Origin of the sequence: uncultured Arcobacter sp. (genome assembly GCF_937982575.1) — a bacterium.
Lineage (GTDB): Bacteria > Campylobacterota > Campylobacteria > Campylobacterales > Arcobacteraceae > Arcobacter.
In genome coordinates this window covers 115,421-136,212 of the sequence record NZ_CALJLR010000002.1, presented here as the reverse complement: position 1 = coordinate 136,212, position 20,792 = coordinate 115,421, and the positions used below count along the sequence as shown (strand labels likewise).

Below are 20,792 nucleotides of genomic sequence, written 5' to 3'. Positions count from 1 at the left end.
AGCTTTTTTTTTGCCTATTTTTTAAAATTGTATTTGATTTTTTTCTAGAAGTCGTGATTTATTTAATGGAAGCTTTGAAGTTTCAGTGTAATACTCTTTTTCTCCATTTAGAATAGTCGTTTTTACTTCAGCTGGTTTAGTAAATTCTCTTTTAATTTCAGGGTGAATTTTTAAATAGTTTTTATAAAAGTATGAAAACGCAGGTCCTGAAGATCTACCACCTGTTTCACTTTTTCTCATTGGTTTATTATTGTCATTACCAAACCAAATAATTGTTTGTAAAGTTGGGCTAAAGCCACAAAACCAAGCATCAATATTATTGTTTGTTGTTCCTGTTTTTCCTGCAATTTCAATACCAGGTACTTTTGCCATTCTTCCTGTACCATTGCTTACAACTTCAGTTAAAATTGTTGTCATTAAGTAAGATTGTTCTGGTGTTGTTACAAACTTTTCTTCTGGTTCAAAATTTACAGTTTGTTTATATCTATTTGTAATAGAGTTCACAATATAAGGTTTTACTTGTATTCCACCATTTGAAAACATAGAGTAAGCTTGTGATAAATCAATTGGTGAAATTCCAAAGCTTCCTAGGGTAATAGATAAATCAAATGGCATATCTTCAAGGCTATAATTTTTTAAACCTCTATATATAACATCAATACCTATATCATTTACTAAGTTTATTGTTGCAAGGTTTCTAGAGTGAACTAAAGCTTCTCTTAAAGAGATTAGACCTTTATAATTCTCCTCATAATTTTTAGGTTGCCATCTTTTTTTACTATTCTCTTCTTCCTGAATATTTTCATCTAAAGGGGTTTCCTCTTGCGCTGTTACTTCTTCTTTTGCATTTTTATTTGCTTTTTCTGTCTCTTCATCATCAAATTCATAGGTTCTTGATATATCCGCAATCATACTTGCAGGTGAATAACCTAAATCTAAAGCTTGCTGATAAATAAATGGTTTTACAGCACTTCCTGGTTGTCTTTTACTTTGAATAACTCTATTAAAAGAGGACTCTTTATAATCAATTCCACCAACCATACTTAGGATTTTTCCTGTTTTATTTTCAATAGAAATTAATCCACCATTTAAAGTTTTTGTATATGATTCTTGTTCTTCAATTAACTCTATTGGAAAAACTTCTAAATTTTTATAGGCAAGTGATCTAAAATATTTATCTCTTTTTATAATATTATTATATGAAAGGTTTAATGCTTCTCTTGCAATCTCTTGTGCTTTTAAATCAATTGTTAAATTTATAGTATAACCCTCTTCTTTTATATTAGGGATACTTTTTTTCAACTCTTTAAAAGCATAATCAATTACATATGGAGCTTTGTTTTTAGTAAGGGTTTGATTATAAACTTCAGGCGTAAAATCTATTGCTTTTTGAAATTCTGATTCATTTATCCAACCTAGTGTTTTAAGTCTATTAACTACTTGATTAGCTCGTGCAAGAGTAAACTTTAAATTTCTAGTTGGGTCATAAAAACTTGGTGCTTTTGGTAGACCAACTAAAATTGCAATCTCTTTTAGGGATAATTCATAAAGATCTTTTTTAAAGTATCCCAATGCTGCAGTTTTAATACCAAAATAACCATGTCCGAAATATACTTGATTTAAATATCTCTCTAAAATCTCTTCTTTTGTTAAAACCTGTTCTACTCTTATTGCAAGTAGAGCTTCTTTTATTTTTCTCATTATCTTTTTTTCTCTAGATAATAAGATGTTTTTTACTAATTGTTGAGTTAAAGTACTTGCCCCTTCAACTAATTTACCTGCTTTAATATCTTTTATAAGTGCTCTACTTATGGCATCAAGATTTACACCTGAATGCTCAAAAAATTGTGTATCTTCAATAGCTAGAAGTGCTTCAATAACTCTAGGTGGTATATCTTCGTAATCTACATAAACTCTATTCTCTTTTTCAAATATATTTGCAACCAACTCTCCATTTTTATCATAAAATTGAGTTGTTAATGGTGGTTTATAATTAACAAGTTTATCAATATCAAATCTTAATCCAAGATATAAGTAAACTAGCCAAGAAAACAGACCAAGTGCTATAGCTGCAATAACTCCTAAAATATATTTTATCATTATACTTCCCTAAATTTTTTATTTATAAAGTTTGAATTTACTAGTTCAATTGTATATTCATTTTTTGGTTTTAATAAAACATCTTTTGTTTTACCAGATTCTATTATTTTACCATTTTTTAAAATTATAATATCTTCACATAAATCTTTTATGGAATAAATATCATGTGTGACATATAATATCTTTAAATCTAAATCTTTTGTTAAATCTTGAAGTAAATTCAAGATAATTTCTTTATTTTTTGTATCAAGGGCAGTTGTTGGCTCATCTAGTAATAATAGTTTTGGTTTTTGGCTAATTGCGATTGCAATTACTACCCTTTGTAGTTGACCTCCACTCAATTGTGAAGGAAATCTATTTAAAACAAACGCTTTTAATCCTACAAGTTTTAAGGCCTCATCTTTTTCTTTTTTGTTGCAAAAGAATTGATTATCAATTTTTGTCATGGGAGATAAAGAGGTAAATGGGTTTTGAGGAATAAATCCTATATCTTTATTATCAAGTTTTAAAGTTGAGTCTATATCAATTGTAGAAGTTAAGTTTGAAGGTAATAGATTTAGTATAGATTTAAGAGTAAGAGATTTTCCACTCCCACTCTCCCCAATGAGTGCCATTGACTTATTTATGTCAAAGTTTAAATTAACTAATTCTTGATTATTATTTTTAATTTGTAGTTTATTAATTGTAAATTTTGACATATTTTATGCTTATATTAAAGCTTCATCCATCTCTTGAGGAATTTCAAGATTCATAAGTTTTAATATAGTTGGGGCTATATTATTTAAACTTCCAGTTTTTACCTCTTTTACTTTTTCTGAAATTACAAAACAATAAACATCTCCAACCGTATGATTTGTCAATGTCTCTCCCTTTTCATTTCTCATCATTTCACAGTTCCCATGGTCTGAAGTTAATACTATATTATAGTTAAGCTCTTTTGCTTTTTCTAAAATAAGCCCAAGTTCATTATCAACAGCTTCAACAGCTTTTACTCCTGCTTCAAAAACACCTGTATGTCCTACCATATCTCCATTTGCAAAGTTTACGACTACAAAATCATACTCTTCATGCATAGCTCGTCTTACTTCAACTCCCACTTCAGGAGCACTCATCTCAGGCTTTAAATCATAAGTTGCAACATTTGGAGAAGGAATTAATACTCTAGTTTCATTTAAAAAAGGCTCTTCTACTCCACCATTAAAGAAAAATGTTACATGGGCATATTTTTCCGTTTCAGCTGTATGAAGTTGTTTTAAACCACTATTTGAAATAACTTCTGCTAAGGTATTTTTAGGAGTTTCTTTAGGAAAAAGAACAGGAAGAGGAAAGTTTTTATCATATTGGGTAATTGTCGCAATATTTAGATTTTTTTCAACTCTTGGGAATTCTCTAAAATTTTTATTTGCAATTGCATTTGACATCTCTCTCATTCTATCACTTCTAAAGTTACAAAAAATAACTCCATCATTCTCTTCAAATCCATTATAATCATTTACTGAAGTAGGGATAATGAACTCATCTAAGATATCATTATTATATGACTCATCAATATACTCATTTATATCTTTAGTTGATTTTGGAAGACCTGAGGCAATTGCATCATAGGCTTTTTTTACTCTATCCCATCTATTATCTCTATCCATTGCATAATATCTTCCTGAAATAGTAGCAATAGAGATATTTTCATCGCATAATTTTTCTATTTGTGAGATATACTTTTTAGCACAATTAGGTGCAACATCTCTACCATCAGTTATAATATGTATAAATACTTTTTTACCTAAATCTTTGGCAACTTTAGCAAAGCCAATTATGTGATTTATATGCGAGTGAACACCCCCATCACTTATTAGTCCTAAAAGATGAATATTATTTGATTTTTCAATTGTGGAACTTAATATTTTGTTATCTTTTAAGGTATTATTTTCAATTGCTAAATTTACTTTTACTAAATCTTGGTATAAAACTCTACCACTTCCTATACTCATATGACCAACTTCACTATTTCCCATTTGACCATCTGGAAGACCAACATGTGTGCCATGGGTATGTATTAGCGAGTAGGGTACATTTTTAAATAGATAATCATAAGTTGGGGTATTCGCATTTTTTAGGGCATTAAAATTTGATGAATTATTATGACCAATACCATCTGTTATGATTAGAATTGTTTTATTTGTCATTCTTTAAACCTTTTGAAATTATTAATATAATATAATCCGAAGATTATATCTAAACGAAGGTTTAAATTTGTTTTACTGGTTCTATAGACATCTTGATATTAACATCTTTCAATATATCTCAATACGTGCAGGAATTGCTTTTATAATCTCATTTTTATTAAGTATGTATTTAATGCCAAAATTTATTAAATGGGCAAAAAATAAAAAGGCAAGTCAACCAATATATGAGCATGCTCCAAAATCTCATCAAGAGAAATGTGGAACTCCAACAATGGGTGGAGTTATTTTTATTTTTTCTACGGTGATTGCCTCTTTATTAACTGCAAAACTAAATAATTTTTATGTAACAGGTGGAATTATAACTCTACTTATGTTTTGTCTAATTGGAATGAAAGATGATTTGTCAAAAATTTTCAGTCAAAAAAATTCTGCTGGACTAAGTGCTAAAATGAAACTTATTTTTCAAGTTATTTGTGCTTTTGTTGTTTCTGCTATTTTATATTCCTATTCTCACAGTACAGACTTTCATATTCCTTTTTATAAGTTACCACTTTTTGATATGGGAATTTATGCAATAGTTTTTTGGATGTTAGTAATAGTTTCAACATCAAATGCAGTTAATTTAACAGATGGATTAGATGGATTAGCAACTGTACCTTCAATAATAGCCTTTTTTACACTATCAACTATAGTATATATTTCAGGACATGCTATTTTTTCTTCATATTTACTTGTACCTAATATCAAAATGGCTGGAGAATTAGCTATTTTAGGATCAGCACTTGTAGGGTCCTTGATTGCTTTTCTTTGGTTTAACTCTCATCCTGCTGAGGTATTTATGGGAGATAGTGGTTCTTTACCATTGGGTGGATTTATGGGCTATATGGCAATTGTTGGAAAAAGTGAAATTTTACTTTTAATAATAGGACTTATTTTTGTTGTGGAAACAGTATCTGTAATACTTCAAGTTGGTTCTTTTAAACTAAGACAAAAAAGAGTTTTCCTAATGGCTCCAATACACCATCATTTTGAGCATAAGGGCTGGAAAGAGAATAAGATTATAGTTAGATTTTGGATTATAGCTTTTATGGCAAATCTTTTTGCTCTTTTAAGTTTTAAAATTAGATAGAGAAAATATGATTAGAGTATTAGGCAAGGGTATAACTGCAAAAGCCATAGAAGAAGCTTTTGATGAGGTTAAACTATATGATGACAGTGATTTTGAAACTTATGATAAGTCTTCAAATGAAATAACAGTTGTTAGTCCTGGTATTATGCCAGCTAATGAAATGGTTAAAAATTCAAATAATGTAATTAGTGAGTATGATTTATTTGCTGATATTATGCCTTTTAGTATTTGGATATCTGGAACAAATGGAAAAACAACTACAACACAAATGTGTCAACAACTTTTAGAAAAAAGAGGTAGTGTTTGTGGGGGGAATATTGGCACTCCACTGGCAAACCTAGACAAAGATGCAAATCTTTGGATATTGGAAACCTCTTCATTTACAAATCATTACACAAATAAAGCCAAACCAAACTTATATATACTTCTTCCAATAAGTGAAGACCATATTAGTTGGCATGGAAGTTTTGAGGAGTATAAAAAAGCAAAATTAAAACCTCTTGATTTTATGGGAGAGGGTGAAATTGCAATTATTCCGCAAGAGTATAAAGATTACAAAACTGATGCTTTAGTTATTACATATAAAAATAGTGATTGTTTATGTAAAGAGTTTGGAATAGAAAAGAAAAAAATAAAGTTTAAAGAGCCTTTTTTATTGGACTCAATAATGGCTCTTGCAAGTTCAAAAATACTTTTTGATGAAATTGACTATGAGCTTATAAACTCTTTTGTAATTGACCAACATAAAGTTGAAGAGTTTTATGATAAGAAAAACAGACTTTGGATTGATGATAGTAAAGCAACAAATGTTGATGCAACAATAAATGCACTAAAACCTTATAGTAATAAAAAAATAAATCTTATTTTGGGTGGAGATGATAAGGGTGCAAATTTAAAGCCACTATTTGAAGAGTTGAAAAACTATGATATTACAATATTTGCAATTGGTTCAAATGAAGAAAAAATTCATCATTTATCAAAAGAGTTTGGTATAGAATTTTATGGTTTAAAAATATTAAAAAATGCAGTTGAAAAAATCGATCAAATATTTACTCAAAATAGCGTAGGCATGCTATCTCCAGCTGCTGCATCTTTAGATCAATTTACCTCATATAAGCATAGAGGTGAGGAATTTAAGAATCTCGTAAGCTCTTTAAGCAAGAATTAATTAAACAGACATTATAATTTCAGTCCAAAAACGATGGCTCGGTAGCTCAGTCGGTAGAGCAAAGGACTGAAAATCCTTGTGTCGGCAGTTCGATTCTGCCCCGCGCCACCATTTTTGTAAAACATATTTATATGCTGGTGTAGCTCAGTTGGCTAGAGCAGCTGATTTGTAATCAGCAGGTCGGGGGTTCAACTCCCTTCACCAGCTCCATATAAGTTATAAGTCTGCGAAATCTTCAAAATGAAGAACAGCGCTAGACCAGATTAATAATTTTCAACCGGTGAGGTTGGAGAGTGGTCAAATCCTGCGGATTGTAAATCCGCCGCCTACGGCTTCGAAGGTTCAAATCCTTCCCTCACCACCATTAAATGAGCGGGAGTAGCTCAGTTGGCTAGAGCTTCTGCCTTCCAAGCAGATTGTCGCGAGTTCGAGTCTCGTCTCCCGCTCCATTTATTTTTTATTGATTCTGGGAGCTGAGTTATAGATAGCAAAAATTATAACTCTTTTACTACATGTAATCTCCTTGTAATCTTTTTTATAGTATAATTGCGACCCGTTTGTATAATTTAGTTGTATTCATACATTTAAATTATGTGAATGTCTCACAACACCCCTCTGAATAGATTAGCTTATGGGCTCATCTGCTCAGAGGGCAATTTAATTAAATCTTTTAAAGGAAAAATTCTATGGCAAAAGAAAAATTTGACAGAAGTAAACCACACGTAAATATTGGTACTATTGGTCACGTTGACCACGGTAAAACTACATTAACTGCTGCGATCACTATGGTTCTTGGACTAAAAAATGGTCAAGCAACAATGGATTATGATCAAATTGATAACGCTCCAGAAGAGAGAGAAAGAGGAATTACTATTGCTACTTCTCACGTTGAGTATGAAACTGAAACTAGACACTACGCACACGTAGATTGTCCAGGTCACGCCGATTACGTTAAAAACATGATTACTGGTGCTGCACAAATGGACGGAGCTATCTTAGTTATCGCTTCAACTGATGGACCTATGGCACAAACTAGAGAGCACATCTTATTATCTAAACAAGTAGGTGTACCTTACATCGTTGTTTTCTTAAATAAAGAAGATCAACTTGATGATGAAGATAAAGAAGAGATGTTAGAACTTGTTGAAATGGAAGTTAGAGAATTATTATCTACTTATGATTTCCCAGGTGATGATACTCCAATTATTGCTGGTTCTGCTTTCCAAGCATTAGAAGAAGCAAAATCTGGTACTGCTGGTGAGTGGTCTGAAAAAATCTATAAACTTATGGATGAAGTAGACGCTTATATCCCAACTCCTGAAAGAGATTCTGATCAAGCATTCTTAATGCCTGTTGAAGATGTATTTACTATTCAAGGTAGAGGAACTGTTGTTACTGGTAGAATCGAAAAAGGTACTATCAAATTAAACGAAGAAATCGAAATTGTTGGTATTACTGATACAAGAAAAACTACTGTAACTGGTATTGAAATGTTCAGAAAAGAAATGGACGAAGGTCAAGCTGGAGATAATGCAGGTATTCTTTTAAGAGGTATCAAAAAAGAAGATGTACAAAGAGGACAAGTTCTTATTAAGCCAGGAACAATTACTCCGCATACAGAATTTAGAGGAGAAGTTTATATCCTTTCTAAAGAAGAGGGTGGAAGACATACTCCATTTTTCTCTGGATATAGACCACAATTTTATGTAAGAACAACAGACGTTACTGGTTCTTGTACTTTACCTGAGGGAACTGAAATGGTTATGCCTGGGGATAATGTAGAAATGACAGTTAGTTTAGTTGCACCAATTGCTCTTGAAAAAGGTACTAAGTTCGCTATCAGAGAAGGTGGTAGAACTGTAGGTGCTGGAGTTGTTGCTGAAGTTATCAAATAAGGATTAATATGGCAGCAGTTAGAATAAAAATCGGATTAAAATGTCAAGAAAGTGGAGATATTAACTACACTACTTGGAAGAACCCAAAAACTCACACTGAGAAATTTGAGGTTAACAAATATTGTCCGAGATTGAGAAAACACACTATTCATAAAGAAGTTAAGTTAAAGTCGTAAGACTTTACTTAACCCCTTTATCTTTTTAAGCAGGTCAGTAGCTCCAATGGTAGAGCGCCGGATTCCAAATCCGATGGCTGGGGGTTCGAGTCCCTCCTGGCCTGCCACTAAATATTTCTTAAAGTAGTAGAAATAACTTTTTTAAAAAATATTTATAAGCTAAATAATTATAACTCTGGAGTCGATTGTGAGTAAGTTAAAAACATATTATAAGAATGCAAAAGAAGAGATAGGAAAAGTAATTTTCCCAATAAAAGAGCAAATTAGATCTGCTTATATTTCTGTTTTTGTTGTTGTAACAGTTATATCACTGTTTTTAGCTCTAATTGATGCGGTAATGTCATTTAGCTTATCGTCAGTAATGAACTAAGGAATTAAAATGGCACATTTATGGTACGCAATACAAACACACTCAGGAAGTGAATTAACAGTTAAAAGAGCATTAGAGAGATTGGCTCAAGAGATGGCTGATGAAAAAATTGCTGAAGTTTTAGTTCCTACTGAAGATTTAATTGAAGTAAAAAAAGGTAATAAAACAATAGTTGAAAGACCTTTATATCCAGCATATGCTTTTGCTAAAATTGATTTAGATACTGCTTTATGGCATAGAATTCAATCAATGCCAAAAGTAGGTAGATTTATTGGTGAGTCTAAAAAACCGACTCCTTTATCTGAAAAAGATATTAATTCTATTTTAGATAAAGTTAATAATAGAGCTGCTGCTAAACCAAAAGTTTCTTTTGATGAAGGAGAAATGGTTAGAATAAATGAAGGACCATTTGCAAACTTTAACGGAATCGTAGAAGAGTTTGATATAGCTTCTGGTGTTTTAAAATTAAATGTATCAATTTTTGGAAGAAATACTCCAGTAGAGATTTCTTACACACAAGTAGAAAGAGTAGTATAACTACTAAATAAACATAGACATTAGGCAATAAAATTAGCTTCTGAGTTTTCTTGCCTAATGTCTAAATCATTAAACAACAAATTTTAAAGGAGAAAAGATGGCTAAAAAAATAGCTGGTGTTTTAAAACTTCAAATTCCTGCTGGTGCTGCTAACCCATCACCACCTGTTGGTCCAGCACTTGGACAAAGAGGAATCAATATCATGGAATTCTGTAAAGCATTCAATGAAAAGACTAAAGATAAAGCAGGATTTAATATTCCTGTAGAAATCTCTTACTACACAGACAAAAGTTTTACATTTGTAGTTAAACAACCACCAATGACTGATTTAATTAAAAAAGCTTCAGGTGTTAAAAAAGGTAGCGACAACGCACTTAAAAATAAAATTGGTAAATTAACTAAAGATCAAGTAATGGAAATCGTTGATATGAAAATCAAAGATTTAAATACAGATGATAGAGAACAAGCTGCTAAAATAGTTGCAGGTTCTGCTAGATCTATGGGTATTGAAACAGAAATTTAATATTTCTTTTCATTGGCCTTACCACCAGGCTTAAACGGCGGTAGCAAAAAAAATAAATTGCGGAGAATAAAATGGCAAAAATTTCAAAAAGATATAAAAGTTTATTAGAAAAAATCGAAGATAAAAGTTACACATTAGCAGAAGCAGTAGATTGTGTAAAAGAGTTAAAATCAGCTAAATTTGATGAAAGTGTTGAAGTTGCACTTAATCTTAATGTAGATCCAAGACACGCTGATCAAATGATCAGAGGTGCAGTTGTTCTTCCTCATGGTACTGGTAAAACTGTTAGAGTTGCAGTTTTCGCTAAGGGAACAAAAATGGACGAAGCTAAAGCAGCTGGTGCAGATATTGTTGGAAATGATGATTTAGTAGAGTCAATTCAAGCTGGAAACATTGATTTTGATGTTTTAATAGCAACTCCTGATTGTATGGGTATGGTTGGTAAAATCGGTAGAATTTTAGGGCCAAAAGGTTTAATGCCTAATCCTAAAACAGGAACTGTTACTATGGATGTATCAAAAGCTGTTAACGATGCTAAAGGTGGTCAAGTTACATATAGAGTTGACAAAAAAGGTAATATGCAAGCAGCAGTTGGAAAAGTATCTTTTTCAAATGAAGCTATTAAAGAAAATATTGAAGCTTTTATCGCAGCTATCAATAAAGCTAAACCTTCAACTGCAAAAGGTAGATTTGTTACTAATGCAGCAATTTCACTAACTATGTCACCTTCTATTAAATTAGAAGCGCTAGAAGTTATGGATATTAAATAAGGAGTTAATCCTTATTTAATAACATTCAAATATGTTGATATAATCAATATTTTTGAGTGTTATTCAAAGCACTGAGATAAAACTGAAGACAGCTGGTTAGATACCCCCGTATCTTGTAAAACCCGCCGAAGTTGGATGTTTTGAAAGGGGGAAATATATTATGATGACTAAACAACAAAAAGCAGAAATCGTTGATTTCTTAACTTCTGAATTTAAAGAGTCTCAAGCTATCGTAGTTTGTGATTACAAAGGTCTATCTCATAAAGAGTTAGAAGAATTAAGAAAAGAAGCAAAAATCAATGGAACTAAAGTTCAAGTTGCAAAAAATACTCTTGTTACTGTTGCTGTTAAGAATGCGCAATTAGGTGATATTGAATTATCTGGTACAAACATTTTTTTATGGTCAGAAGATCAAGTTTCAGCTTGTAAAACTGCTGATACTTTTGCATCTGCTAACAAAGATAAATTTGTAATTAAGTCTGGTATCGTTGAAGGTAAAATTGCTGATCTTGCGACAGTTAACGCATTTGCTAAATTACCATCAAGAGAACAACTTCTTGGTATGCTTGCAGCTACTTGGATGGCTCCAGTTACGAACTTTACTATTGGGCTTGATGCTCTTAGAAAGAAAAAAGAAGAAGAGGCTGCTTAATAAGCAACAATTATTTAAATAAAATTAAAAATAAAAATTAGAAGGAAAAGAAATGGCAATTTCTAAAGAAGACGTATTAGAATATATCTCTGGTTTATCTGTATTAGAGTTATCTGAATTAGTTAAAGAATTCGAAGAAAAATTTGGTGTATCTGCACAACCTGTTGCAGTTGCTGGTGGAGCAGTTGCTGCTGAAGCTGGTGCTGGTGAAGAGCAAACAGAATTTAACGTAGTTATTCTTGATGCAGGAGACAAAAAAATTAACGTAATTAAAGCAATTAGAGCGTTAACTGGTCTTGGATTAAAAGAAGCAAAAGCAATGTCTGAAGAGGCTGGTGCAGTTGTTAAAGAAGGTATCGGAAAAGAAGATGCTGAAGCAGCTAAAGCAGAATTAGAAGCAGCTGGTGCAAAAGTAGAATTAAAATAATTACTTTTTTGTAATTTATTCTATGTAATACAAGGCTTACGAGCCTTGTATATAGATAGCATCTTTGAAGGCTAAGGTTAAAATTCTAAGGAATTTTAACCCTATCCTTTAAGGATGCTTTTGTGCTTTATACTAAAAAGCAAAAAAAAATCAAATTTTAGACAAGGTGAACTATGCTAAATTCTTTAAAATCTGGTAATAGGCTTAGAGTCGATTTTGCTAAAAATCCACAACATATTGAAATTCCTAATTTATTACAATTACAACAAAATTCGTATGACAACTTTTTAATGGTAGGCAAAGACGAGAGAACTGATGCCGGTATTGAAAAAGTATTCAAATCAATTTTTCCAATTCATGATGCTCAAGGTAGAATTACTCTTGATTATATTGAAAGTGAAGTGGGTAAGCCAAAATATGATGTAAGAGAAGCTATGGTTAGAGGTCTTACATACTCTATTCCATTGAAAATCAAAATCAGATTAACATTATGGGACTTAAACGAAAAAACTGGTGAGAAAATCGGTGTTAAAGACATGAAAGAGCAGTCTTTATTCGTAAGAGAGATTCCTTTAATGACAGAGAGAACTTCATTTATCGTAAATGGTGTTGAAAGAGTTGTTGTAAACCAATTACATAGATCTCCAGGTGTTATTTTTAAAGAAGAAGAATCAAACACTGCAGGAAATAAATTAATTTATACTGGTCAAATTATTCCAGATAGAGGTTCTTGGTTATATTTCGAATATGATGCAAAAGATGTATTGTACGTAAGAATCAATAAAAGAAGAAAAGTTCCTGTAACTATTCTTTTTAGAGCATTGGGATATTCTAAAGAAGATATCATCAAAATGTTCTATCCAATTTTAAATATCAAAGTAAAAAATAATAAATTTTTAACTGAATTTAACCCTGATGACTTCACTGGAAGAGTTGAGTTTGACATCAAAGATGATAAAGGAAACTTAATCATTGGAGCTGGAAAAAGACTTACTGCTAGAAAAGCGAAAGCTTTAGAAGATGGTGGATTAAAATTAGTTGAATATCCTATTGAATTACTTATGGATAGAAGTACAGCTAGTACTATATTTGACCCAGAATCAGGAGAGGTTTTATTTGATTCTTTAACTCATTTAGATGAATTAAAATTAAAAAAACTACTAGATTTAGGTTTTGAGTCTTTTGATATTGCAAATGATTTAGCTCATGGTGTAGATGATTCTATTATCAATGCTTTTGCTGCAGATGCTGAGTCTTTAAAACTTTTAAAACAAACTGAGCAATTAGAAGATGAAAATGATTTAGCTGCTATTAGAATTTATAAAGTAATGAGACCAGGTGAGCCTGTAACTAAAGAAGCTGCTAAAGATTTTGTTAAAAAATTATTCTTTGATCCAGAAAGATATGACTTAACAAAAGTGGGAAGAATGAAAATGAACCACAAGTTAGGTGTAAATGTTCCTGAATACGTTACAACACTTACATATGAAGATGTTATTAAAACAGTTCAATACCTTGTAAAAGTTAAATCTGGTCATGGACATATTGATGATAGAGATCACTTAGGTAACAGAAGAATTAGAGCTATTGGTGAATTACTTGCTAATGAAATGCATTCTGGTTTAATCAAAATGCAAAAAGCAATTAGAGATAAAATGACTACATTATCTGGTACATTAGAAGATATTATGCCACATGATTTAGTTAACTCTAAAATGATTACATCAACAATTACTGAGTTCTTTACATCTGGTCAATTATCTCAATTTATGGACCAAACTAACCCATTATCAGAAGTTACTCATAAAAGAAGACTTTCTGCACTTGGTGAAGGTGGACTTGTAAAAGAGAGAGCTGGATTTGAAGTAAGAGATGTTCACCCAACTCACTATGGAAGAATTTGTCCAGTTGAAACTCCAGAGGGTCAAAATATTGGTCTTATCAATACATTATCTACATTTGCAAAAGTAAATGAACTTGGATTTATTGAAGCTCCTTATAAAAAAGTTTCAGAAGGTGTTGTATCTAATGAAATTATTTATGTAACAGCAACTCAAGAAGAGGGACTATTAATTGCTCCTGGTTCTACTAAAGTAGATGATAGTGGTAAAATTGTTGAACCATTAATTGAAGCTAGACAAGATGGTGAAATTTTAATTGTTGAAAGAGCTAAAGTTGATTTAATTGATATTTCTTCACAAATGGTTATGGGTGTTGCTGCATCTTTAATTCCATTCTTAGAACATGATGATGCCAACAGAGCACTTATGGGATCAAACATGATGAGACAAGCTGTTCCATTATTAAGACCAAATGCTCCAATTGTAGGAACTGGTTTAGAAAAAACAGTTGCAAGAGATGCTTGGGAAGCTATTAAAGCTGATAGAACAGGTGTTGTTGAAAAAGCTGATGCTAAAAATATTTATGTTAGAGGTGAAGATGAAAATGGTGCATTTATTGACCATTATAATGTAAATAAAAATGTTAGAACAAACAATAATACATCTTTTGGGCAAAGAATCGCTGTACAAGAGGGTGAAGTAGTTGAAAAAGGGCAAGTTATTGCTGATGGTCCTTCTATGGATAAAGGTGAATTAGCAGTTGGTGTTAATGCTTGTGTTGCCTTCATGCCATGGAATGGATATAACTATGAAGATGCGATTGTATTATCACAAAGATTAATTGAAGAAGATGCCTTTACTTCTATTCATATTTATGAAAAAGAAGTAGAGTGTAGAGAGCTTAAACATGGTAATGAAGAGATAACTAGAGATTTACCAGGTGTTAAAGATGAATCAATTACTCACCTTGATGAATCAGGGATTGTAAAAGTTGGTACATTTATTAAGCCAGGTATGATTATGGTTGGAAAAGTTACTCCAAAAGGTGAAATTAAACCAACTCCTGAAGAGAGACTATTAAGAGCAATCTTTGGTGAAAAAGCTGGTCATGTTATTAACAAATCACTTTACTGTCCTACTTCTATGGAAGGTACAGTTGTTGATGTAAAAGTATTCACTAAAAAAGGTTATGAAAAAGATTCAAGAGCAGTTGCTGAAATTGAATCAGAAAAAGCTGAACTTGATTTAAAACATCATGATAAGTTATTAATGCTTGATAGAGAAGAGATTTTAAAAATCAATGATTTATTATCAAAAGCAACTTTATCAAAAGATGTTGATTTAGATGATGTAGTTTACAAAAAAGGTGAAAGTATACCTTTAGATGTATTATCTAGTGTAAATAGATTTGCTATGAAAAAAGTAGTATCTTCTTATTCTAAAGATATTGAGAAAAAATATAATGATATTAAAGAGTATTTTATTAATCAAAAATCTCAATTAAGAAAAGACCATGAAGAGAAACTTGAAGTTTTAGAGCACGATGATATTTTACAATCAGGTGTAATCAAACAAGTTAAAGTTTATATTGCAACTAAGAGAAAAATCAAAGTTGGGGATAAAATGGCTGGACGACATGGAAACAAAGGTATTGTTTCTAACATCGTACCACAAGTTGATATGCCTTACTTAGAAGATGGTTCAACTGTAGATGTTATTCTTAACCCACTTGGGGTTCCATCACGGATGAATATTGGACAAATTCTAGAAGTTCACTTAGGATTAGTTGGTAAAAGACTTGGTACACAAATTCAAGATATCTTTGATGCAAAAAGAACTGAATTTGTATCAGAATTAAGAGCTAAAATGACTGAGATTGCAGATGTTGCAAAACTTATGAATGGAAAAGCATTCTTAGCTAACTTAAGTGATGAAGAGCTAATCAAACATGCACAAGATTGGACAAAAGGTGTTAGATTTGCATCACAAGTTTTTGATGGTGTAAAAGATGATGAGTTTATAAAACTATTTGAATTAGCAAAAATTGATACTGATGGTAAGACAAATCTTATTGATGGTAAGACTGGTGATAAGATGAAAGAAAGAGTAAATGTGGGTTACATGTATATGCTTAAACTACATCACTTAGTTGATGAAAAAGTTCATGCAAGATCTACTGGACCATATTCACTAGTAACTCAACAACCAGTTGGTGGTAAAGCACTATTTGGTGGTCAAAGATTTGGGGAAATGGAAGTTTGGGCATTAGAAGCTTATGGAGCTACTGCTGTGCTTAAAGAGATGCTTACAACAAAATCAGATGACGTTGAAGGAAGAACGAGAGCTTATAGAGCAATTTCAAATGGTGAAAATGTTCCAAAATCAGGTGTTCCTGAAACTTTCTTTGTATTAACAAAAGAGTTAAAAGCTTTAGGTTTAGATGTAGAGATTTTTGACGAGGTAGAAAATAATGAGTAAAAATACAGTGTTAGAAGCAATTGAGATTAAAGAGTTAGAAAGACCACAAGATTTTTCAGCATTTCAACTTAGACTTGCAAGTCCAGAGAAAATTCTTTCTTGGTCTTGTGGAGAAGTTAAAAAACCTGAAACAATCAACTATAGAACATTAAAACCTGAAAGAGATGGTCTATTTTGTGCGAAAATTTTTGGACCAGTAAAAGATTACGAATGTCTTTGTGGTAAATACAAAAAAATGAGATACAAAGGTGTTGTTTGTGAAAAATGTGGGGTTGAAGTAACTTCTGCAAAAGTGCGAAGACACAGAATGGGACATATTGATTTAGTATCTCCTGTTGCTCATATTTGGATGGTAAGTTCATTACCTACAAGAATTGGTACATTACTTGGTGTTAAATTAAAAGATTTAGAAAGAGTATTATATTACGAAGCATACATTGTAAATGAGCCAGGTGAGGCTTTTTATGATAATGAGCATTCTAAAAAAGTAATGAAATATGATATTTTAAATGAAGAACAATATAGAACAATCTATGACCACTTTGAACATACAGGTTTTGAAGCTAATATGGGTGGACAAATTGTAAGAGATTTACTTGAAAATCTTGATTTAATGGAATTATTACATAGCTTAAAAGAAGATATGAAATCTACTAAGTCAGAAGCTAAAACTAAAACTATTATCAAAAGATTAAAAGTTGTTGAAAACTTTATTAACTCTGGAAATAGACCTGAATGGATGATGTTAACTCAACTTCCTGTTCTTCCACCAGATTTAAGACCACTAGTTTCTCTAGATGGTGGAAAATTTGCTGTATCTGATGTAAATGACCTTTATAGAAGAGTAATAAACAGAAATAACAGACTTAAAAGATTATCAGAACTTGATGCTCCTGAAATCATTCAAAGAAACGAAAAAAGAATGCTTCAAGAAGCTGTTGATGCTCTATTTGATAATGGTAAAACTGCAAATGCAGTTAAGGGTGCAAATAAAAGACCTCTTAAATCTTTATCAGAAATTATTAAAGGTAAACAAGGACGATTTAGACAAAACTTACTTGGAAAAAGAGTTGACTTTTCAGGTAGATCTGTAATTGTTGTTGGACCATCTTTAAATATGGACCAATGTGGTATTCCAAAGAAAATGGCTTTAGAGTTATTTAAACCACATTTAATGGCAAAACTAGAAGAAAAAGGTTATGCAACTACATTAAAATCAGCAAAAAGAATGATTGAAGCTGAAACAAATGAAGTATGGGAATGTTTAAGTGAGATTGTTGATGAATATCCAATTTTACTTAACAGAGCTCCAACTCTTCATAAACTTTCAATTCAAGCATTTCACCCAACTCTAATTGATGGTAAAGCTATTCAGTTACACCCATTAGTATGTTCTGCATTTAATGCCGATTTTGATGGTGACCAAATGGCAGTTCACGTACCTTTATCACAAGAAGCTATTGCAGAAGCTAAGATTCTTATGATGAGTTCTATGAATATTCTTTTACCAGCATCAGGTAGAGCAATTGCTGTACCTTCTCAGGATATGATTTTAGGTATCTATTATCTATCATTAGAAAAAGATGGTGTAAAAGGTGAGCATAAACTATTTACTGGCGTTAATGAAGCAGTTATTGCTTTAGAGATGGGACAAGTAGATTTACATGCAAAAATTAGAACAAAAATGGAAGATAGAATTATCCATACAACTGTAGGAAGATTAATCATTCATAATATTTTACCTGATTTTGTTCCTTTAGAATTATGGAATAAAATTTTAAAGAAAAAAGATATTGGTATTTTAGTTGATTATATTTACAAACATGGTGGATATGAAGTAACTCCAAGATTCTTAGATAACCTTAAAAACTTAGGGTTTAGATATGCAACTGATGCAGGTATTTCTGTTTCTATTGATGATATTAGAGTTCCAGAAACTAAGCCAGGACACGTTGCTAAATCTAAAAAAGAAGTTATTGAAGTTCAAAAACAGTTTGCACAAGGTTTATTAACTGAGCAAGAAAGATACAATAAAATTATTGATATCTGGACAGAAGTTAACAATAAACTTGGTCGAGAGATGATGGAACTTGTTGAAACTGATAAAAATGGATTTAACTCTATTTATATGATGGCTGATTCAGGGGCTAGGGGGTCTGCTGCTCAAATTAGACAGCTTGCAGGTATGAGGGGACTTATGGCTAAGCCAGATGGTTCTATTATTGAAACACCTATTATCTCTAACTTTAAAGAGGGACTAAACGTACTTGAGTACTTTATTTCTACGCATGGTGCGAGAAAAGGGTTAGCGGATACTGCACTTAAAACTGCAAATGCCGGTTACTTAACAAGAAAATTAATTGACGTATCTCAAAATGTAAGAATTACAGCAGAAGATTGTGGAACTCATGAAGGTATTGAAATCACTGATTTATCAAGTGGTAATGAATTAACTGAGAGTTTAGAAGAGAGAATCACAGGTAGAGTTATTGCAGAAGATATTATTGATCCAATATCTAATGAAATACTATTTACTGAAGGTACATTAATTACTGAAGAAGATGCAAAAATTGTAAAAGAATCAGAAGTTAAATCAGTAGTAATTAGAACTCCATTAACTTGTAAAATTGAAAATGGATTATGTTCAAAATGTTATGGTCTAAACCTTGGTGAACAAAGAAAAGCTAATCCAGGTGAAGCTGTTGGTGTACTTGCTGCTCAATCAATTGGTGAGCCAGGAACACAGCTTACACTAAGAACTTTCCACGTTGGGGGAACTGCAAGTGCAACTCAAACAGAAAGAGAATTAAGAGCTGATAAAGAAGGGTTTATTAGATATTACAATATCAAAACTTATGTTTCTAAAGCTGATAAAATAATTGTTGCAAATAGAAGAAATGCAGGTATCTTACTTGTAGAACCAAAAATAAATGCACCATTTAAAGGTAAAATTACAACAGAGACTCTTCATGAAGAGACAATTTTAACAATTACTAATGGAAAAGAAGAGAAGAAATTCTACTTAAGAAAGAATGATGTAGCAAGAGCAAATGAGCTTGCAGGTGTAAGTGGTAAAATCGAAGGTAAATTATATTTACCATATGCAGATGGTGAAGAAGTTGAAGAGAATGAATCTATCGTTGAGATGATTAAAGATGGATGGAATGTTCCAAACAGAATCCCATTTGCTTCAGAATTAAAAGTTCAAGATGGTGCACCAATTACTACAAATGTTGTCTCTGGAGCTAAAGGTTCAGTTAAATATTATAAATTAACTGGGGACTATTTAGAGAGAAGACATGATATTAAAGCAGGACATAAAGTTGTTGAAAAAGGACTTTTTGCAGTTGTTGTTGATGCTGATGATAGAGAAGCATTAAGACACTATATTTCAAGAGGTTCTGTATTAGAATTAAATGATAGTTCTGATATTGAAAAAGATACAATTCTTGCAAAACCAGAAAAAACAGAACAAGTTGTAATTGCAGAATGGGACCCATATGCAAACCCAACTATTTCAGAAAAAGCTGGTACTGTAACATTTGAAGATATTATTCCTGGTATTACAGCATCTGAGCAATTTGATGATTTAACTGGTACATCTAAATTAGTAATTAATGAATATGTTCCAGCAGGATTTAAACCAACAATTGTATTAGCAACTGACGATAGTGAATTAATTAGATATACACTTGACCCTAAAACATCACTTTTTGTTGCAGAAGGGCAAAAAGTTGAGATTGCTGATATTATTGGTAAAACACCAAAAGCTTCTCAAAAATCAAAAGATATTACTGGGGGTCTTCCAAGAGTATCTGAATTATTTGAAGCTAGACGACCAAAAAATATTGCTGTATTAGCATCTTTTGATGGTATTATTTCTTTTGGAAAAAGTTTAAGAAATAAACAAAGAATTATTGTTACAGATGATAAAGGTAATAAAGTTGAGTATTTAGTGGATAAAGCTAAACAAATTTTAGTACATGAAGGTGAATTTGTTCATGCTGGTGAAGCATTAACAGATGGACAAGTTGCTTCTCATGATGTACTTAGAATCTTAGGTGAAAAAGCACTTCACTACTTTATTGTTTCTGAAGTACAACAAGTATATAGATCTCAAGGGGTAAATATTGCTGATAAACATATTGAGGTTATTTTATCTCAAATGTTGAGACAGGTATCTATTCTTGATGGTGGAGATACAAAATTCATCGTTGGAGATATGGTTTCTAAGAAAAGATTCCAAATTGAGAATAAAAGAATTATGAGACTAGGTGGAGAGCCTGCGATTGCTGATCCTTTATTATTAGGTATTACAAGAGCTGCTGTTACATCTGATTCTATTATTTCAGCTGCATCTTTCCAAGAGACTACTAAAGTTCTTACGGAAGCTGCAATCTCAGCTAAAATGGATATGCTAGAAGACTTAAAAGAGAATGTTGTTATTGGTAGAACTATACCAGTAGGAACTGGTCTTTATAAAGATCAAAAAATTAAGTTTAAAGACTTAGAAGAATAGACAATAGAGCTTTAGCTCTATTGT

15 protein-coding genes and 5 tRNA genes are annotated in these 20,792 nt (G+C 31.6%); 17 read left to right on the top strand and 3 right to left on the bottom strand.

Annotation, left to right across the window (positions count from 1 at the left end):
• Nucleotides 1-21: 21 nt before the first annotated feature.
• The 3 genes from Q0617_RS00675 to gpmI are packed head-to-tail and all read right to left on the bottom strand — an operon-like array spanning nt 22 to nt 4,283.
• Entirely contained in the window at nt 22-2,100 is a 2,079-nt protein-coding gene (locus tag Q0617_RS00675; RefSeq protein ID WP_298749407.1) for a transglycosylase domain-containing protein, read from the bottom strand.
• The gene (locus tag Q0617_RS00670; protein ID WP_298749405.1) at nt 2,100-2,798 is read right to left on the bottom strand and encodes an ATP-binding cassette domain-containing protein; all 699 of its coding nucleotides are present in this window, start codon (nt 2,796-2,798) and stop codon (nt 2,100-2,102) included. Before Q0617_RS00670 ends, Q0617_RS00675 begins: the two co-directional genes overlap by 1 nt.
• Nucleotides 2,799-2,807: 9 nt before the next feature.
• Complete coding sequence (gene gpmI, locus Q0617_RS00665; RefSeq protein ID WP_298749403.1) at nt 2,808-4,283, bottom strand: 2,3-bisphosphoglycerate-independent phosphoglycerate mutase; 1,476 nt, start codon at nt 4,281-4,283, stop codon at nt 2,808-2,810.
• Between the two features lie 67 nt (nt 4,284-4,350).
• Here gpmI and mraY point away from each other — a divergent pair, with 67 nt between their 5' ends.
• The 17 genes from mraY (at nt 4,351) to rpoC (ending at nt 20,768) form a co-directional block, all read left to right on the top strand.
• Nucleotides 4,351-5,412, top strand: a complete 1,062-nt coding sequence (gene mraY / locus Q0617_RS00660; RefSeq protein ID WP_298749401.1) for a phospho-N-acetylmuramoyl-pentapeptide-transferase — start codon at nt 4,351-4,353, stop codon at nt 5,410-5,412.
• Nucleotides 5,413-5,419: 7 nt separating this feature from the next.
• Entirely contained in the window at nt 5,420-6,580 is a 1,161-nt protein-coding gene (murD, locus tag Q0617_RS00655) for a UDP-N-acetylmuramoyl-L-alanine--D-glutamate ligase (protein WP_298749398.1), read from the top strand.
• Nucleotides 6,581-6,615: 35 nt separating this feature from the next.
• A tRNA-Phe gene (locus Q0617_RS00650) sits at nt 6,616-6,691 on the top strand.
• Between the two features lie 22 nt (nt 6,692-6,713).
• A tRNA-Thr gene (locus tag Q0617_RS00645) sits at nt 6,714-6,790 on the top strand.
• Between the two features lie 69 nt (nt 6,791-6,859).
• Nucleotides 6,860-6,944 (top strand) — tRNA-Tyr (locus tag Q0617_RS00640).
• 8 nt (nt 6,945-6,952) lie between these two features.
• Nucleotides 6,953-7,029, top strand: a tRNA-Gly gene (locus Q0617_RS00635).
• 237 nt (nt 7,030-7,266) lie between these two features.
• Nucleotides 7,267-8,475, top strand: coding sequence for an elongation factor Tu (gene tuf, locus Q0617_RS00630; protein WP_298749395.1), 1,209 nt, complete (start codon nt 7,267-7,269; stop codon nt 8,473-8,475).
• A gap of 8 nt (nt 8,476-8,483) precedes the next feature.
• Nucleotides 8,484-8,651, top strand: a complete 168-nt coding sequence (rpmG, locus tag Q0617_RS00625) for a 50S ribosomal protein L33 (protein ID WP_013136417.1) — start codon at nt 8,484-8,486, stop codon at nt 8,649-8,651.
• A gap of 31 nt (nt 8,652-8,682) precedes the next feature.
• A tRNA-Trp gene (locus Q0617_RS00620) sits at nt 8,683-8,758 on the top strand.
• An 80-nt stretch (nt 8,759-8,838) separates the two neighbouring features.
• Nucleotides 8,839-9,021 carry a preprotein translocase subunit SecE gene (gene secE / locus Q0617_RS00615; RefSeq protein ID WP_298749389.1) on the top strand — a complete coding sequence of 61 codons (183 nt, stop codon included), beginning with the start codon at nt 8,839-8,841 and terminating at the stop codon, nt 9,019-9,021.
• A 9-nt stretch (nt 9,022-9,030) separates the two neighbouring features.
• A complete protein-coding gene (gene nusG / locus Q0617_RS00610) occupies nt 9,031-9,558 on the top strand; it encodes a transcription termination/antitermination protein NusG (protein ID WP_298749387.1) in 528 nt (175 codons plus the stop codon).
• 97 nt (nt 9,559-9,655) lie between these two features.
• Nucleotides 9,656-10,081 (top strand): 50S ribosomal protein L11, encoded by a 426-nt coding sequence (gene rplK / locus Q0617_RS00605; protein ID WP_298749385.1) that lies wholly within the window; start codon nt 9,656-9,658, stop codon nt 10,079-10,081.
• A 71-nt stretch (nt 10,082-10,152) separates the two neighbouring features.
• Nucleotides 10,153-10,851, top strand: a complete 699-nt coding sequence (gene rplA, locus Q0617_RS00600) for a 50S ribosomal protein L1 (RefSeq protein WP_298749383.1) — start codon at nt 10,153-10,155, stop codon at nt 10,849-10,851.
• A gap of 163 nt (nt 10,852-11,014) precedes the next feature.
• Nucleotides 11,015-11,503: a 50S ribosomal protein L10 gene (gene rplJ / locus Q0617_RS00595; RefSeq protein WP_298749436.1), complete on the top strand. Its 489-nt coding sequence runs from the start codon at nt 11,015-11,017 to the stop codon at nt 11,501-11,503.
• Between the two features lie 52 nt (nt 11,504-11,555).
• Nucleotides 11,556-11,930, top strand: a complete 375-nt coding sequence (gene rplL / locus Q0617_RS00590) for a 50S ribosomal protein L7/L12 (protein ID WP_298749381.1) — start codon at nt 11,556-11,558, stop codon at nt 11,928-11,930.
• A 173-nt stretch (nt 11,931-12,103) separates the two neighbouring features.
• Nucleotides 12,104-16,249 (top strand): DNA-directed RNA polymerase subunit beta, encoded by a 4,146-nt coding sequence (gene rpoB, locus Q0617_RS00585; protein ID WP_298749379.1) that lies wholly within the window; start codon nt 12,104-12,106, stop codon nt 16,247-16,249.
• Nucleotides 16,242-20,768 (top strand): DNA-directed RNA polymerase subunit beta', encoded by a 4,527-nt coding sequence (gene rpoC / locus Q0617_RS00580; RefSeq protein ID WP_298749377.1) that lies wholly within the window; start codon nt 16,242-16,244, stop codon nt 20,766-20,768. Before rpoB ends, rpoC begins: the two co-directional genes overlap by 8 nt.
• Nucleotides 20,769-20,792: the final 24 nt, after the last annotated feature.

Bases quoted from the DNA above. Each gene is read 5' to 3' on its own strand.
- Q0617_RS00675 (WP_298749407.1), bottom strand. From the start codon at position 2,100: ATGATAAAATATATTTTAGGAGTTATTGCAGCTATAGCACTTGGTCTG.
- Q0617_RS00670 (WP_298749405.1), bottom strand. From the start codon at position 2,798: ATGTCAAAATTTACAATTAATAAACTACAAATTAAAAATAATAATCAA.
- gpmI (WP_298749403.1), bottom strand. From the start codon at position 4,283: ATGACAAATAAAACAATTCTAATCATAACAGATGGTATTGGTCATAAT.
- murD (WP_298749398.1), top strand. From the start codon at position 5,420: ATGATTAGAGTATTAGGCAAGGGTATAACTGCAAAAGCCATAGAAGAA.
- tuf (WP_298749395.1), top strand. From the start codon at position 7,267: ATGGCAAAAGAAAAATTTGACAGAAGTAAACCACACGTAAATATTGGT.
- rpmG (WP_013136417.1), top strand. From the start codon at position 8,484: ATGGCAGCAGTTAGAATAAAAATCGGATTAAAATGTCAAGAAAGTGGA.
- nusG (WP_298749387.1), top strand. From the start codon at position 9,031: ATGGCACATTTATGGTACGCAATACAAACACACTCAGGAAGTGAATTA.
- rplK (WP_298749385.1), top strand. From the start codon at position 9,656: ATGGCTAAAAAAATAGCTGGTGTTTTAAAACTTCAAATTCCTGCTGGT.
- rplA (WP_298749383.1), top strand. From the start codon at position 10,153: ATGGCAAAAATTTCAAAAAGATATAAAAGTTTATTAGAAAAAATCGAA.
- rplJ (WP_298749436.1), top strand. From the start codon at position 11,015: ATGACTAAACAACAAAAAGCAGAAATCGTTGATTTCTTAACTTCTGAA.
- rplL (WP_298749381.1), top strand. From the start codon at position 11,556: ATGGCAATTTCTAAAGAAGACGTATTAGAATATATCTCTGGTTTATCT.
- rpoB (WP_298749379.1), top strand. From the start codon at position 12,104: ATGCTAAATTCTTTAAAATCTGGTAATAGGCTTAGAGTCGATTTTGCT.
- rpoC (WP_298749377.1), top strand. From the start codon at position 16,242: ATGAGTAAAAATACAGTGTTAGAAGCAATTGAGATTAAAGAGTTAGAA.